General features: G+C 57.3%; 16 protein-coding genes. 8 read left to right on the plus strand and 8 right to left on the minus strand.

From position 1 onward, the window contains the following. The first annotated feature begins 38 nt into the window (after nt 1-38). Nucleotides 39-1,280 (plus strand): saccharopine dehydrogenase family protein, encoded by a 1,242-nt coding sequence (locus AUP42_RS05135; protein ID WP_062949584.1) that lies wholly within the window; start codon nt 39-41, stop codon nt 1,278-1,280. Nucleotides 1,281-1,334: 54 nt separating this feature from the next. On the opposite strand, the gene AUP42_RS05140 is transcribed toward AUP42_RS05135, so the two are convergent. Next, nucleotides 1,335-1,772 carry an Lrp/AsnC family transcriptional regulator gene (locus AUP42_RS05140; protein WP_062949586.1) on the minus strand — a complete coding sequence of 146 codons (438 nt, stop codon included), beginning with the start codon at nt 1,770-1,772 and terminating at the stop codon, nt 1,335-1,337. 213 nt (nt 1,773-1,985) lie between these two features. Here AUP42_RS05140 and AUP42_RS05145 point away from each other — a divergent pair, with 213 nt between their 5' ends. Both AUP42_RS05145 and AUP42_RS05150 read left to right on the plus strand, forming a co-directional pair. Then, complete coding sequence (locus AUP42_RS05145; RefSeq protein WP_156484567.1) at nt 1,986-2,231, plus strand: hypothetical protein; 246 nt, start codon at nt 1,986-1,988, stop codon at nt 2,229-2,231. Between the two features lie 77 nt (nt 2,232-2,308). Next, nucleotides 2,309-3,463, plus strand: a complete 1,155-nt coding sequence (locus tag AUP42_RS05150; RefSeq protein ID WP_062949590.1) for an iron-containing alcohol dehydrogenase — start codon at nt 2,309-2,311, stop codon at nt 3,461-3,463. A 10-nt stretch (nt 3,464-3,473) separates the two neighbouring features. Here the strand turns inward: AUP42_RS05150 and maiA are convergent, their stop codons facing one another. The 3 genes from maiA to hmgA form a co-directional block, all read right to left on the minus strand. After that, entirely contained in the window at nt 3,474-4,130 is a 657-nt protein-coding gene (gene maiA / locus AUP42_RS05155) for a maleylacetoacetate isomerase (protein ID WP_062949592.1), read from the minus strand. Beyond that, a complete protein-coding gene (locus AUP42_RS05160) occupies nt 4,127-5,146 on the minus strand; it encodes a fumarylacetoacetate hydrolase family protein (RefSeq protein ID WP_062949594.1) in 1,020 nt (339 codons plus the stop codon). Before AUP42_RS05160 ends, maiA begins: the two co-directional genes overlap by 4 nt. Before the next feature lie 64 nt (nt 5,147-5,210). Next, nucleotides 5,211-6,590 (minus strand): homogentisate 1,2-dioxygenase, encoded by a 1,380-nt coding sequence (hmgA, locus tag AUP42_RS05165; protein ID WP_062949596.1) that lies wholly within the window; start codon nt 6,588-6,590, stop codon nt 5,211-5,213. A 79-nt stretch (nt 6,591-6,669) separates the two neighbouring features. Between hmgA and AUP42_RS05170 the strand changes: the two genes are divergently transcribed. Beyond that, nucleotides 6,670-7,098 carry a MarR family winged helix-turn-helix transcriptional regulator gene (locus AUP42_RS05170; protein ID WP_062949598.1) on the plus strand — a complete coding sequence of 143 codons (429 nt, stop codon included), beginning with the start codon at nt 6,670-6,672 and terminating at the stop codon, nt 7,096-7,098. On the opposite strand, the gene AUP42_RS05175 is transcribed toward AUP42_RS05170, so the two are convergent. Then, nucleotides 7,055-7,975: an IclR family transcriptional regulator gene (locus AUP42_RS05175; protein ID WP_062949600.1), complete on the minus strand. Its 921-nt coding sequence runs from the start codon at nt 7,973-7,975 to the stop codon at nt 7,055-7,057. The genes AUP42_RS05170 and AUP42_RS05175 overlap by 44 nt on opposite strands. A 187-nt stretch (nt 7,976-8,162) precedes the next feature. On the opposite strand from AUP42_RS05175, the gene AUP42_RS05180 reads away from it, so the two are divergent. The 3 genes from AUP42_RS05180 to AUP42_RS05190 are packed head-to-tail and all read left to right on the plus strand — an operon-like array spanning nt 8,163 to nt 11,067. Continuing rightward, nucleotides 8,163-9,221 carry a TRAP transporter substrate-binding protein gene (locus AUP42_RS05180; protein WP_062949602.1) on the plus strand — a complete coding sequence of 353 codons (1,059 nt, stop codon included), beginning with the start codon at nt 8,163-8,165 and terminating at the stop codon, nt 9,219-9,221. Continuing rightward, a complete protein-coding gene (locus AUP42_RS05185; RefSeq protein ID WP_062949604.1) occupies nt 9,218-9,754 on the plus strand; it encodes a TRAP transporter small permease in 537 nt (178 codons plus the stop codon). The genes AUP42_RS05180 and AUP42_RS05185 overlap by 4 nt, the downstream gene beginning before the upstream one ends. Next, nucleotides 9,754-11,067: a TRAP transporter large permease gene (locus tag AUP42_RS05190; RefSeq protein WP_062949606.1), complete on the plus strand. Its 1,314-nt coding sequence runs from the start codon at nt 9,754-9,756 to the stop codon at nt 11,065-11,067. Before AUP42_RS05185 ends, AUP42_RS05190 begins: the two co-directional genes overlap by 1 nt. A 114-nt stretch (nt 11,068-11,181) precedes the next feature. On the opposite strand, the gene AUP42_RS05195 is transcribed toward AUP42_RS05190, so the two are convergent. Further along, nucleotides 11,182-12,120: a quinone oxidoreductase family protein gene (locus tag AUP42_RS05195; protein WP_062949608.1), complete on the minus strand. Its 939-nt coding sequence runs from the start codon at nt 12,118-12,120 to the stop codon at nt 11,182-11,184. 105 nt (nt 12,121-12,225) lie between these two features. Then, complete coding sequence (locus AUP42_RS05200) at nt 12,226-12,666, minus strand: SRPBCC family protein (protein WP_062949610.1); 441 nt, start codon at nt 12,664-12,666, stop codon at nt 12,226-12,228. A 142-nt stretch (nt 12,667-12,808) separates the two neighbouring features. On the opposite strand from AUP42_RS05200, the gene AUP42_RS05205 reads away from it, so the two are divergent. Continuing rightward, nucleotides 12,809-13,732 carry an AraC family transcriptional regulator gene (locus tag AUP42_RS05205; protein WP_062949618.1) on the plus strand — a complete coding sequence of 308 codons (924 nt, stop codon included), beginning with the start codon at nt 12,809-12,811 and terminating at the stop codon, nt 13,730-13,732. Between the two features lie 545 nt (nt 13,733-14,277). Here the strand turns inward: AUP42_RS05205 and AUP42_RS21850 are convergent. Continuing rightward, nucleotides 14,278-14,524, minus strand: a 247-nt coding sequence (locus AUP42_RS21850) for a hypothetical protein (protein WP_231858166.1), incomplete at its 5' end; no start/stop codon positions are given.

Here is a 14,524-nt window from a genome sequence, read left to right on the forward strand (position 1 = left end):
GTTTCATCTATTCGTAAAAAGGGAGTTTTTGGCCCGAAATGAAGAAGAATGTTCTGATTATCGGCGCAGGTGGCGTCGCACAGGTGGTCGCGCATAAATGTGCACAGCATAATGATGTGCTTGGCGATATCCATATTGCGTCGCGTACTGCGGAAAAATGCCAGAAAATCATCGACAGCATTCATGAAAAGAAAAACCTGAAGAATGCCGGCGTCCTCGAAGGTCATGCGCTTGATGCAACCGATATCGATGCCACCGTCGCCCTGATCAAAAAAACCGGCTGCGAAATCGTCATCAATGTCGGCTCTGCCTTCATCAACATGCCGGTCATGTCAGCCTGCATCAAGGCGGGCGTTGCCTATCTCGATACCGCCATCCACGAAGAACAGGACAAAATCTGCGAAACCCCGCCCTGGTACGCAAATTACGAGTGGAAACGCCGTGAAGAATGCGAAAAGGCCGGTGTCACCGCGATTTTGGGCGTCGGTTTTGATCCGGGCGTGGTCAATGCCTATGCCAAACTCGCGGTCGAGGATTACTTCGACAAGATTGACTCGATTGACATCATCGACATCAATGCCGGCAGCCACGGCAAATATTTTGCCACCAATTTCGACCCGGAAATCAATTTCCGCGAATTTACCGGCACGGTTTATTCCTGGCAGAACAACGCCTGGCAGGAAAACAAGATGTTCGAGGTCAAGAAAATCTGGGATATGCCGGTTGTCGGCGAAAGCCAGACCTTCATGACCGGCCATGACGAGGTCCATTCCCTGTCACAGAACCTTGACGTCCCCAATGTCCGTTTCTGGATGGGCTTTGGCGATCATTACGTCAATGTCTTCACGGTCCTGAACAATATCGGCCTGCTGTCGGAAAAACCGGTTACGACGGCCGAGGGCCTCGAAGTCGTGCCGCTCAAGGTCGTCAAGGCCTGCCTGCCTGATCCAAGCTCGCTGGCACCCGATTATACCGGCAAAACCTGCATCGGTGATCTGGTCAAGGGCAGCAAGGATGGCAAGGAAACCGAAGTCCTGATTTATAACGTCGCCGACCACAAGGACGCGTACGAGGAAGTCGGAAGCCAGGGCATTTCCTATACCGCTGGCGTTCCGCCGGTCGCAGCCGCCATGCTGATCGCCACCGGCGAATGGGATGTGAAAAAGATGGCCAATGTCGAAGAACTGCCATCCAAACCGTTCCTGAACCTTCTGAACGGCATGGGTCTTCCGACCCGCATCAAGGATGCCAACGGCGACCGTGCGCTTGATTTCGCCTAAGCCACGATCCTGATGATCCAAAATGCGAACGGCGGGCTTTGATGCCCGCCGTTTTTATTTAAGCGATCCCAGAACCGCCAGGCTTTCATAGCGCTTGATATAGGGTTCATGAAAAACCCGATCCACAAACGCGCTATACTCATCCATGTCGGCGACCTGAATACGCAGGACAAAATCATGCGCCCCGGTCACATGATGGCATTGCACGACTTCGGGCATTTTGCCGAATTCCTCGCGCATCAGCATATACCGATCCGGCCGGTCGCGATCCATGGTCAGCAAGACAATGATCATCATCCGTTTGCCAAATACCTTGGGCGAGACAATCGCAACGTCGCGTTCGATCACGCCGGTTTCGCGCAAACGCTGCACCCGGCGAAGACACGCCGCCGATGACAATCCCACCTGTGCCGATAATTCGGTTCCGGTCAGACGACTGTTCTGCTGCAACAGTTCCAGCAGGCGATAGTCGAATTTATCAAGTTCAGTCAAAATGCCCCTGCCCCAAACGCATGGTCGTCAATACGCCCGAAACAATGACCGAACCGGGCCGATAAGAAAAATCGTTTTTACGCAAAATTTGCGGAAATTTCGCACGCTTTTGCGATCTTTGCGCACCGAAGTCGTCAAAGGCGGGCTAGTTTTTACCTGTGTTCGAAACCGATTTCGAACCTCATTAGCAAAGCAAACTAGCGAGCCAGCATCATGACAATGCACATCACGACCAACTCCCTCGCCGCCACCGCCCCCCATGCCGGGTCGACCGCGAATGCGTCGTTCGGCAATGTTGTCTGGCGCTGGCTCGTCCTTTCGATCCGCCATATCGCAACACAGCGCAAAATCGCGCGCGATGCCGCATGGCTGCGCCAATCCCCGAATGCCATTCTGCGCGATATCGGCATCAATCGCGACGAGATTGATCAGACCTGCCGACATGGCCGCCTGAAATAGCGTCTTGCTGCCGGGCCGGATCCACGGCACCCTTGCTGTCAAAACAAATGATCAGTCAGGGAAGCTAGGGAAGCCAGATGTCCGATTTCATCTTTGAAACCACCCCGCGTGCGATCTGCCGGTTTGGCGGTGCACAGGAACTTGGTAAACTGTGCGCCGAAACCGGGGCAAAACGCGCCTTCATCCTAAGCGACCCCGGCCTTGAAAAGGCCGGGCTGACATCGGGCCCCTGTGCCTCCCTTCGGCAGGCCGGGGTCGATTATCTCCTCTGGACCGGTGTGCAGGCCGACCCGCCCGAGGAAAGCATCCTTGACGCCACCCGCCATGCCCAGGAATTCGGTGCCGATATTATCATCGGGCTTGGCGGCGGCAGTTCGATGGATACCGCCAAACTGGTGGCGCTGCTATGCGGCAAACCGCAAAATCTTGCCGATATTTACGGGATCGGTCTGGCGACAGGCCCGCGCCTGCGTCTGATACAGGTCCCGACGACGGCTGGCACCGGGTCCGAAGTCACCCCGATTTCCATCGTCACCACGCCGACATCGGAAAAGAAGGGTGTCGTTTCCCCGCTGCTCTATCCCGATCTTGCATTGCTTGATGCGGAACTGACCATGGGGTTACCGGCCCCGATCACGGCGGCCACGGGCATTGATGCCATGGTCCATGCGATCGAGGCCTATACGACAAAACACAAAAAAAATCCCCTGTCCGACAGCCTCGCCATCCGGGCATTGCAACTGATGACAGCCCATATCGACGATGCGGTTTCGGCAAATCCCGGCCGTGCCGCGCGCGAGGCAATGCTGCAGGGGTCCATGATGGCCGGAATGGCCTTTGCCAATGCCCCAGTGGCGGCGGTCCATGCGCTGGCCTATCCGCTGGGCGGGCATTTTCACGTGCCGCACGGATTATCCAATGCCCTCGTCCTGACCGAGGTCCTCAAATTCAACCGCGATGCTGCGATGCAGCATTATGGCGAACTCGCCAGTGCCGTCATGCCGGACCAGCGTTTTTCCAACGATGCCGAGGCCTGCGACGCCTTCATCGCCTTTATCGCGGCAATGGTCGCGCGCATGCCGTTTGCGCAAAAACTGCGCGATGTCGGTGTTGCGCAAACCGACCTTGATATGCTTGCGACCGATGCGATGAAAGTCGAACGGTTGCTGATCAATAACCCACGCGAGGTCACGTTTGACGATGCCCGCGCGATTTACGCCCGCGTTCTTTAGGGTCCTGACCCTAATCCCTCGGCTTTGCAAGATCAGGATGGGCGCGCGCAAACGCGTCCATCGCAAGGCACCGCTCGGCAATCTGGTTGATCATCGGAAGGTGGCTTAAATCAACTTCCCACCGCCGGGCATTATAAATCTGCGGGATCAGACAGATATCGGCCATTGATGGGCGATCACCGTGGCAAAAGCTGCCCGTGCCCGGATGGTCCAGAAGCCGCTCAAACGCTTCAAGCCCCTCGCCGATATATTTCCCCATCCATTCCAGCCGCACCTGCGCCGGGTCCTCGCCGTGGGCTTCGGCCTGCTTCATGATATTGCCGACAACACCCAGATTACAGACCGGGTGAATATCCATCGCAATCGCGTGTGAAAGGGCGCGCACGCGTTGCCGCCCCACCGCATCCTTCGGCAGGAAACCCGCATGGCTGCGGGTCTCATCGAGATATTCGATGATTGCGAGTGACTGCGTCAGAACAAGCCCGTCAATCTCAAGGGCCGGCACCAACCCCTGCGGATTACGCTCACGGAAATCAGGCGCTTTATGCGCCCCCGCCAGAAGATCAACCGCAACGGATTGATACGCCATATCCATCAGCGAAAGCGCAATCCTGACCCGATAGCTGGCCGAAGACCGCCAATAATCATACAGGACGACATCGCTCATGGTGCGTACTTCACAACGCTCTGATCAATCGCGCCAAAGATTGATTGGCCATTGCCATCAAGCATCTCAATCCGCACCCGGTCGCCAAACTGCATGAACGGCGTTTCCGGTTTGCCATTTTCAATGGTTTCGATCATGCGGATTTCGGCAATGCAAGAATATCCCGCCCCGCCCTGCGCAACCGGCTTGCCCGGCCCACCGTCAAGCTTGTTCGAAACCGTACCCGACCCGATGATCGATCCGGCACAAAGCGGGCGGGTCTTGGCGGCATGCGCGATCAATTGGGCAAAATCAAAGTTCATATCGACCCCAGCATTGGCGCGCCCAAACGGCTTGCCATTCAGATCAACGCAAAGCGGCAGGTGAACCTTGCCACCATCCCACGCATCGCCAAGTTCATCGGGCGTCACCGCCACCGGCGAAAAGGCCGAGGACGGCTTGGACTGGAAGAAACCAAATCCCTTGGCAAGCTCGCCGGGGATGAGGCCACGCAACGATACGTCATTGACCAGCATGATCAAACGGATCGCATCGCGCGCCTGATCAAGTGATGCGCCCATCGGCACGTCACCGGTCACAACGGCAATCTCGCCTTCCATATCAATGCCCCATGCCGTATCGGCCATGCGGATATCATCACGCGGTCCCAGGAAACTGTCCGAACCACCCTGATACATCAGCGGATCGGTCCAGAAGGTGTCGGGCATTTCCGCCCCGCGCGCCTTGCGCACCAGTTCGACATGGTTGACATAGGCCGACCCATCCGCCCACTGAAACGCGCGCGGCAGGGGTGAATGCAGCTTGGTTTCATCAAGCGTAAAACGTTTGGCAATCGTCGATCCGGCGGCGATTTCATCGGCCAGTTCTTTCAGGCGCGGCGCAACTTTATCCCAGTTATCAAGCGCTGCCTGCAATGTCGGCGCAATCGCGCTGGCATCGACATATTCGCCAAGGTCTTTGGTCACCAGCACAAGCTGGCCGTCACGGGTGCCGTTTTTAAGGGTTGCGAGTTTCATCGGTTTTTATGCCTCCGGCATTCCTGTCGTTAAGTCCTGTGATGTTCTTTTTACCGGTCGCCGTTTACGGGCGACCTTCCGGCGTGCCATCAAACTTGCGTTCCAGCCCGTCCCAGCACTCAAGATAATCATCCTGAAGCGTTTCAAGTTCGGCGGCAAATTTCGTCAATTGCTGCGGAAAACGGGTTTCAAACATGAAGGCCATCGTGCCCTCAAGCTTCTGCGGGCCAAGCTCCCCGTTTGATGCCTTTTCAAACCCGAACGCATCGGGGCCGTGCGGCAGCATCATGTTATGCAGGCTCATGCCACCGGGAACAAATCCCTTTTCCTTGGCGTCATATTGCCCGCAAATCAGCCCCATGAATTCCGACATGATATTGCGGTGATACCATGGCGGGCGGAAGGTATGTTCCGCCACCATCCAGCGCGGCGGAAAGATGACAAAATCGATATTTGCTGTTCCCGCCTCGCCCGACGGGGCGGTCAGTACGGTAAAGATCGACGGATCAGGATGATCAAACAGGATCGCCCCCACCGGCGAAAATGTCCGAAGATCATATTTGAACGGCGTGTAATTGCCATGCCACGCCACCACATCAAGCGGCGAATGACCGATCCTGGTTTCATGGAACTGCCCGCACCATTTGATCAGGATCCGGCACGGCGTTTCCTTATCCTCATAGGCAGCCATGGGTGTCTTGAAATCACGCGGATTGGCAAGGCAGTTGGCCCCGATCGGTCCACGTTCCGGCAGGGTGAATTTCGCCCCATAGTTTTCGCAGACATAGCCCCGCGCCCCGCCCTCAATCCCGGGTGTTACGATCGACACCTTGAACATCATGCCACGCGGGATCAGCGCGATTTCAAGCGGTTCGACATCCATGATGCCAAGTTCGGTAAAAATCCGAAGCGTGCCGCTTTCGGGCACCACCAGCAATTCGCCATCCGCATTGAAAAAATAGTCATCCACCATATCGGTGTTGCACACATATACGTGGCTTGCCATGCCGGTCTGGGTCATGGCGTCCCCGGCCGTGGTCACCGTGCGCATACCGGAAATGAAATCGGTGGGTTTGCTTGGCATCGGCACCGGGTCCCAGCGCAACTGACCCAGTGCAAGGCTATGGTCATTCACGCACGGGGCGGTTTTCCATTCCGGAAGGGCAAAGGATTTGAACCGCCCGTTATGGCGCACGCTGGGCCGCATGCGATACAGCCACGACCGTTCATTGGTGCCGCGCGGCGCGGTAAAGGGCGATCCCGAAAGCTGTTCGGCATAAAGGCCATAGGCGCATTTCTGCGGACTGTTCTGCCCCTGCGGCAAGGCACCGGGCAGACTTTCGGTTTCAAAATCATTGCCAAAACCGGGCATGTAACGCAGATCGTTTGTAACGCCGTTTGCAGCATTTCCGGCGGTTCCAGTCGTAACCTTGTGATCCGTCATTGCCTTTTTCCTACCAATCTTCGATATAGTTACATCCGTAACTGTAATTTTTGTAACTATCAAACAGCCTTTTAAAGCCATGAAATCCGAATTCGATCTGCACCGCTTTCTGCCGTTCCTGATGCACCACGCCAGCGAAAAGGTCAGTCTTGGCTTCCGCGACATCTATCGCGACCGATACCGGATGACGCGATCCGAATGGCGGGTTCTGGCAACCCTTGGGCAATATGGCCGACTTACCGCGACCGAAATCGTTACCCATACGGGGCTTCATAAAACCAAGGTCTCGCGCGCCGTTTTTTCCATCGAACAACGCCGCTGGCTCCGACGCGTCCAGAACGAAAATGATCGTCGCGTTCATCGCCTTGAACTGACATCACAGGGCCAATCGGCCTTTCAGTCACTGTGCGAGGCGGGCATTGCCTATGACAAAAAGGTCCGCGATTTTCTGGGCGATGCGGATTTCAAACGCCTTTCCGACCTCCTGACAAAGCTGAACGATCTTTGATGGTCCCTGTGACATTTCCTGTGACAATTGCTGTTTGAATGTCCTCGGCCTCATCACGCGGCTGCCCGCCCCAGCTTTGGGTGAAATCGGCAATCGCGCGCAAAAACACGTCAAAGGCCGGTTGCCCCGGCTGAAAATAATTGGCCTTCGGGTTCATCAATGTCACGCAACACGCCACCGCCCCGTCCAGATTATAAACCGGCGCACTGATCGCCGATAAACCCGGCACGATATCGCCTTCGATCACCGCCGCACCGCGTTCGCGCGTTTCAATGATCAACCGATCCACCGTCGCATCATCCCAATGCAGGATATCCTGTTCGGCCCGGATCACATGCTCAATCGCCCCGCGCGGCATGGTCGATAAAAACGCCTGCCCGGTGGCCGACCGCAATAACGGCATCACCGTGCCAAGCCCCATGGTCGATATGATCGGTGGCCCGCCATGCTCGGTCCGGATCAGGACCGGCCCGCGTTCGCCCCAGATCGCCAAATGCCCGGACGACCGCAAATCAATCGCCAGATTGCGCAAAAGCCGCCCGGCCCGCATCACCACATCATTGCGTTCAATCGCCGAAATCCCCATCCGCAACGCCATCGGCCCCAGGCCATAAAGCCCGGTCAGATCATCCTGCCAGGCAAGACCGATGCGAACCAGACTCGCCAGATAGCGATGAACCTTTGCCGGTGGCATATCCACCGCCGCCGCCAGATCCTTTAACGGTACCGGGAATTTGAAGTCGCACAATGCCGCGATAATCACGCCACTGACCTCGACCGACTGAATGCCCTTGCGCGTATCCGCCGCATCAACCGCGTCCGAAATATCGATGTCGCTATCCGCAACCGGGATGTTTTTCGATGGGGCTTTGGTCAAAATTTACCTGCATAAATTTCATATTGCGTAATTGATTATATATATCATAATTCCAATTCAAAGAAAAAACAGCACTCCACACCGATGATCAGAACGTGGAAAGCCCATCAGCGGCCGTGATGCGCCCTTGGCACCGGACCGATCAAAAGCACGATCAAACACATGATCAGAAAACAGGGAGAGGAACATGAAACCGATGAAACTTCGCAACACACTGCTTGGGCTTCTGGCCGGGGCAACGATTCTGGCCGGTGCGGGCATGGCACAGGCCGCCGATATCACGCTGAAGGTCAGCCACTATCTGCCGCCAAGCCACGGCTTCCAGAAAGACTTCCTCGAAAGCTGGGGCAAGGAACTGTCGGAAAAAACCAACGGCAAGGTCGAAGTCGAAATTTATGACGCGACATCGGCCTTTGGCAAAATCGACCGTCAGGCCGATCAGGTCCGCGCAGGCGTGATGGATATGGCCGTTGGCCTGAACGGCATCCCGCGTGACCGCTATCCGGCCGCCTCGATCATTGAACTGCCGTTTCTGGTGAAATATGCCGATTCCGGGTCTGAAACCCTTTGGACGCTTTACAAGGAAGGTCTGCTTGGCAGCGACTATAAAGACTTCAAGCTCCTTGCCCTGTTCACCCATCCGGGCGGCCTGATCCATACCCTTGATAACCCGGTTCGATCCCTTGACGACCTCAAGGGTCTGCGCCTCAGAACGCCAAGCCCGGCGATTTCGGCCATGCTGGAATCCTTTGGCGCATCCCCGGTCGGCCTGCCGCCATCGGCGATTTACGAAAACCTGCAAAAGGGCAATATCGAAGGTCTGGTTGCCACCTGGGATCTGGTCAACGCGGTCAAGGCCAACGAACTTCTGAAATATCACACCGATGCCGCGGCCTATACCGCCGGCTTCTATTTCGTGATGAACCAGAAAAAATATGACAGCCTGCCCGACGATGTCCGTGCCGCCATCGACGAAATTTCCGGCGACGTCCTTGTCGGCAAATTTGGCGACTGGTGGACCAAATGGGAAGCCGTTGGCAAGGCCAATGCCGAACAACACGGCAATGAAATCATCACGATTGATGACGCCACCCGTACTCAATGGCAGGAAGCATCCCAGCCGATGATCCAGGAATATCTGGCCGGGCTGAAGGAAAAGGGCGTCTCCGACCCCGAAGCCATCTATAAACGCGCGCAGGAACTGATCGCGGAATTTGATGCCAAATATCACGCTGGCGACAAATGACGCATCGTGCTGAAAAATCCGGTGGATCGCGGCTTTATGCCGCGGTCTGCCACATTGATCACTTCATGAACCGACTGACCGACATTCTGGCCTTTGTCGGCATGGCGGCCCTGATCGGGGCGATTGCCATTGTGGTTGTCGATATCATCTGGCGGCGCATTGGCGGGCAATCGCTGGTCGGGGCAGTTGACCTGACCCAGTTTTGCGTTATGGCCGCCGCCTCATGGGCGATCCCCTATGCCTTTAGCGCCCATGCCCATGTCACGGTTGACCTGATCGGCAAGAACCGCCTTCGCATCCTGTTTAAAACCATTGATCGATTGATCCCGCTTTTATGCGCCGGGCTGATGGCCTTCCTGCTTTATCTGTCGTGGGGCCGTGCGATGGAACAATGGACCTATGGCGATGTGTCGCAGAACCTTGCGATCCCGATGATCCTGTTCTGGGCCTTCCTTCTGACCGGCATGGCGATCTCGACACTGGTGTGTCTTGTGCAATTTCTAAAACTGCTTTTAACGGACGAGAAGAGCTGATGGCGACGGAATGGGCGGGACTGATCGGGTTTGTGGCGGCTCTCGCACTGGCCCTTTTGCGGGTGCCGGTCGCGGTCGCAATGGCGGTTGTCGGCATCATCGGCACCCTGCTTCTGACCGACTGGATGTCGGCAAGCTACGTCATGGCAAGCCTCCCGTTCGAGGCGATATTCCCCTATGGCCTTTCAGTGGTGCCGCTCTTCATTTTCATGGGGGTGTTTGCATCCCATTCCGGGCTATCGGGCAATCTGTTTCGCGGCATCACCGCATTTTCCGGCCATCGTCCGGGCGGTCTGGCCGCATCCAGCATCGGCGCCAGCGCGGTATTTGGCGCGATTTGCGGATCATCGCTTGCGACCTGTGCGACCATGGGCCGCGTCGCCCTTCCTGAAATGCGCGAACGCGGCTATGCCAAAAGCCTTGCCGGGGCATCGATTGCCGCGGGCGGAACACTTGGCGTTCTGATCCCGCCCTCAATCCTGCTGGTGATCTATGCCCTGATGACCGAACAATCCATCGGCGCGCTGTTTGCCGGTGCGATGATCCCGGGCCTTCTGGCGACAGTGCTTTACATCATATCCATCCGCATTCAGGTCATGCGAAATCCTTCCCTCGCCCCGGTCAGTGACTATGTCCCCTGGTCACAGCGTTGGGGTGCCTTGCTGCGCATGTGGGATGCCATCGTCTTGATCGTTCTGGTGATCGGCGGGATTTATGCCGGCCTGTTTTCCCCCACAGAAGCCGCGGCTGTTGGTGCCGGTGGTGCCCTGCTGTTTGCGTTTTTGCGCAAACGGCTGAACTGGTCGGTTTTACGCACCGGCATTCGCGAAACCGCTGGCATGACCGGGATGATCTTCCTGATCCTGATCGGGGCGGCCCTGTTCAATTTCTTCATCGAAACCAGCGGCCTGACCCAGACACTGGTCGACTGGATCACCACGCAAGGCTACTCGCCGCTGGTCGTTCTGATCGCCCTTCTGGTGTTTTATGTCGTGCTGGGCTGCTTCATGGACAGCCTCTCCATGATCCTTCTGACGGTGGTCCCGGCATATGGCGTGATTACCGGCGTCGGCTATGATCCGGTCTGGTTTGGCGTGGTTCTGGTATCGGTCGTTGAAATCGGCCTGATCACGCCGCCGATTGGCATGAACCTGTTCATCATTCAGGGCGTGTCATCGGACATGACCATCACCACCCTGTCCCGCGGCATCCTGCCCTTCCTCGCCGCCGATTTCATCCGCGTCATCCTGATGGTCGCCATCCCCGGTCTGGTCCTGTGGCTGCCCCATCTTCTGGGGTTTGGTGCTTACTAGCGCCCCCTCAACCTGATCGCTTTCGAATGGCGGGCCCACACCCCGCCACCGATCAGCCGCCGCTTGTGCCGCCTCAGGTCCCGTTTCCAAGCACGCAGCATGAAATCCCCTGTTCTACGGACGAATAACGTAGCGATGGGTTGCCGCAAGGTCCCAGATGTCCCCGATTTCGCTTAAAGGCCGGACTTCATGCGGTACGGAGAATCCAGCCGCCTGTGCCGCGTTTAAAAGCTCCGCACAGGCGGCAAGATAGTCCCTGACGGGAACCGAACCGATGCCTGAACCAACGATCTCGATACCCGAACTTTGCAGGCCGTATCCTGCCAGCGGTACCGTTTGGCCCGCGATAGTGCCGATCACGGCATAGCGCAGGCGCGGTTCTCCGGTCGGTGCGCCGCGTCCTGTCGTCGCGGCCGCAAAAATGCGCTCTGCCACCCCACCCCAGGCGAAGTCGAGGACGATATCCACGCCCTCGCGGAATGCGTCCTTCAGCACGTCGTCGGCATCCGCCGCATCAAGGGCGATGCCCTGATCCGCAGGCAATCCTTCCAGCCCGGTAGCTGTGCGGACAACGGCAATGGTTCGACCCGCACCGTGATGGCGCGCGATCTGCAATGCGAGATGGCCAGCAGCACCATTGGCACCCGTGACAAGGACCGTCTGGCCGGGTTCAATCGGAACACGCCGCGTAAGCGCCACCCATGACGCAAGCCCCGCCGTCGCCATGGCAGCCGCGGCCGTGTCGCTCAATCCATCTGGAACCGGCACTGTCATCGATGCAGGCACCAGCGTTCGTTCGGCCAAAGAGCCGAAAGGCTGCTTTGGGAACAGGAAATAGACGCGCTCCCCGAAGGTATTCGTGCCAACCCCGTCGACACCGATGGCAAGTCCCGTCCCTTCGGGGGAAACTGGTGCGGAGGCGCGCAGTCGCACAACCGGGCTGATCGGTGCTGCGGTCACATTGATGACGATCTCCCCTTCTTTGGCTTCGGGTTCGGCAGTGTCTCCATAGACAGGAGCACTCCCCGTCCTTGTGATAATTGCTGCTTTCATGGTTGCATCTCCTTGGTCTCAGAGCCTGAGATCGGGGTTCTCGGCAGGTGACCCGGCGCGCGCTGTTTGTGTGCGGTATCCGCGCTTGTTGCCGTTCTCGAACGCTCAGGACCTGGCAAAATAGGCCTGCATGTCTTCTATATCCCGCTGATAAATTCCCCGGACCCAGGCGCAAACTTCATCCTGTTCAGCTTCGCTGACGGAAAAATTGCCGCACCAGTGAACGAGAGAACGATTGCCTTCGACGACCGGAATGACTTGAACCTTGCCGTTGTAATCACTTATCGGCAGCTTCTCGGTTGGCAGCACGGCATAGCGGAAATATCGGTCGTGATCGGAAAGCGCGATGAGCCGCTCACGCAATTCGTTGCCGTTATCAAAGACAAGTCGGCGGATGGCGCTAACCTGATCGCCGGCTTGATTTCCCTCGATTTCGCTCGTGGCAATATTTCGAACCCAGCGCGCCGGGCCAGAGAAATCCCTGAGTCCCGCCCAAACGGTTTCGGGATCGGCGTCGATGATCCCGCTGGCAATAACCTCAGTCATTGGGCTTTTCCTTTCTGGTTGTGATCAGATACCGTGCAACCGCGTGGCATCGCGTGTCCGTCGGCACTTTGATATGGACCACCAAACCCGAACGACCTATGTTTCCAAGTCCGCATTTTTTACGAATTCGTCCGGGGAATATATGGACCCGCTGTCCGACCTGCTGTCATTGTTGAAACCGAAAAGCTACATCACCGCCGGTTTTGATGCGGCAGGCGACTGGGCGCTTGCGCTAGACGACCTCAAAGGCCGCATCAAATGCTATGCGGTGATGCGCGGCAGCTGCTGGGTAAGGCCAAAACCAGGTGAGGCCGTATGCATTAAGACAGGGGAATGTTTCGTTTTGCCCAGCGGACGCGAGATTGTCGTCGCTGGCAGTCCTGATGCGACACCGCGCCCGGCAAGCGAGGTGCTTGACCCCAACAGCGGTGGGAATGTCATCACCGTGAATGGCGGCGGTGACTGCTATCTTGTCGGCAGCCGGTTCGAGGTGAATGGTCGCCATGCAGAAATGCTTCTGCAATCGCTTCCCTCGCTCATTCACATCCGGACTGCGGATAGCACGGCAAGGCTGCGCATCTGGCTTGAAATGATGATGGAGGAAATGCGCGCGACGCGTGTTGGTTCATCGCTCATGGCACAGCAGCTATCACACATGATGCTGATCGAGGCGTTGCGCCTGCATGTGGAGCAGGTGGGTGCCAACGAGGTCGGCTGGCTCGCAGCCCTCGCCGATCCGGCAATCGGCCAGGCAATCGGCGCGATCCACGCAGCCCCTGGCTCCCCCTGGACCGTCGAAAGCCTTGCGCGGCGCGTGGGACTGTCCCGCACCATCTTTGCACAGCGGTTCAAGGCGAAGATGGAGATCACCCCGATGGCCTATTTGACCCGCTGGCGGATGATGTTGGCGGCTGAACGCATGCTGGTTACGCGCAACAGCATCTCAGAGATCGCAATCTCGCTCGGCTACGCATCGGAATATTCCTTTGCCACGGCGTTCCGGCGCGAAATGGGCGCACCGCCCCGCCGCTATGCACGTGGCTCTGCCACAATGTCCCATCCTTGAATGGCCTGCCGGCATTGCCTCACGCCAGAACACATCCCGGTCAGGCGGATCAAACAAACCGATCAACACCACCCCAAGCCCGACACCCGATACCAGCGGCATTGCCAAACACCATCGACCGGGTGGACTGGACGAGAGGGGGATGGACTGCATCAGACCAGCCTCGCTCCCAATCCCCGCTGCCCCAAGCAAACACCTCTGGCTTTCGATGAACGCCGAAAACGCACCTCACCCCAAAGCAGGAACGTTGTCGCATGGCAGGCACACGTCCCGCCCTCGATGACCGGCCTTTCGGCATGTCCGAACGATGCATCGGCCTGCCGGCAATCAATTCCGCCAGCCAATCCCGGCACCCCGGCCAGCCGATCCAGTGCCGACCCAATCCGGGCGCAATTCGGGCCCGCTGATTCTCGGCATTGTCACGCTTCACCGACCGGACTGACCGGACGGTCCCGGCTCTCGCTGCCCCGAACAAACGCCCTTGCCCTAAGGACACATCTCTCCCGTCATGATAAACACCCGTTTTTCGTAAATTTCCGACGGCCTCACGGCCCAAACGCACAACCGCCGTAATGACTTTTCCATGCGCCAATGGCGTCCCTTTGACGACGCTGCCCCCGCCATTCCATCCCGTCAGATCGCTGTCGCATCATCGTCTTATTCCTGTCTTTACCGCCCGAAACGCAAAAAACCCGCAAAAGCGGATCACGCTTTGCGGGTTTTGTCTCCGGACCCATTTGTCCTGTTGACTTTATCTTTATGCCACAACGAAAAGAACAAATCAAGAACTTT

Origin of the sequence: Thalassospira lucentensis (assembly GCF_001613805.1) — a bacterium.
In the GTDB taxonomy this organism is placed as follows: domain Bacteria; phylum Pseudomonadota; class Alphaproteobacteria; order Rhodospirillales; family Thalassospiraceae; genus Thalassospira; species Thalassospira lucentensis_A.

Coding starts and splice junctions, on each gene's coding strand:
- AUP42_RS05135 (WP_062949584.1), top strand. CDS start 39: ATGAAGAAGAATGTTCTGATTATCGGCGCAGGTGGCGTCGCACAGGTG.
- AUP42_RS05190 (WP_062949606.1), top strand. CDS start 9,754: ATGGCGACGGAATGGGCGGGACTGATCGGGTTTGTGGCGGCTCTCGCA.
- AUP42_RS05200 (WP_062949610.1), bottom strand. CDS start 12,666: ATGACTGAGGTTATTGCCAGCGGGATCATCGACGCCGATCCCGAAACC.
- maiA (WP_062949592.1), bottom strand. CDS start 4,130: ATGAGCGATGTCGTCCTGTATGATTATTGGCGGTCTTCGGCCAGCTAT.
- AUP42_RS05160 (WP_062949594.1), bottom strand. CDS start 5,146: ATGAAACTCGCAACCCTTAAAAACGGCACCCGTGACGGCCAGCTTGTG.
- AUP42_RS05205 (WP_062949618.1), top strand. CDS start 12,809: ATGGACCCGCTGTCCGACCTGCTGTCATTGTTGAAACCGAAAAGCTAC.
- AUP42_RS05150 (WP_062949590.1), top strand. CDS start 2,309: ATGTCCGATTTCATCTTTGAAACCACCCCGCGTGCGATCTGCCGGTTT.
- AUP42_RS05185 (WP_062949604.1), top strand. CDS start 9,218: ATGACGCATCGTGCTGAAAAATCCGGTGGATCGCGGCTTTATGCCGCG.
- AUP42_RS05195 (WP_062949608.1), bottom strand. CDS start 12,120: ATGAAAGCAGCAATTATCACAAGGACGGGGAGTGCTCCTGTCTATGGA.
- AUP42_RS05180 (WP_062949602.1), top strand. CDS start 8,163: ATGAAACCGATGAAACTTCGCAACACACTGCTTGGGCTTCTGGCCGGG.
- AUP42_RS05145 (WP_156484567.1), top strand. CDS start 1,986: ATGACAATGCACATCACGACCAACTCCCTCGCCGCCACCGCCCCCCAT.
- AUP42_RS05170 (WP_062949598.1), top strand. CDS start 6,670: ATGAAATCCGAATTCGATCTGCACCGCTTTCTGCCGTTCCTGATGCAC.
- hmgA (WP_062949596.1), bottom strand. CDS start 6,590: ATGACGGATCACAAGGTTACGACTGGAACCGCCGGAAATGCTGCAAAC.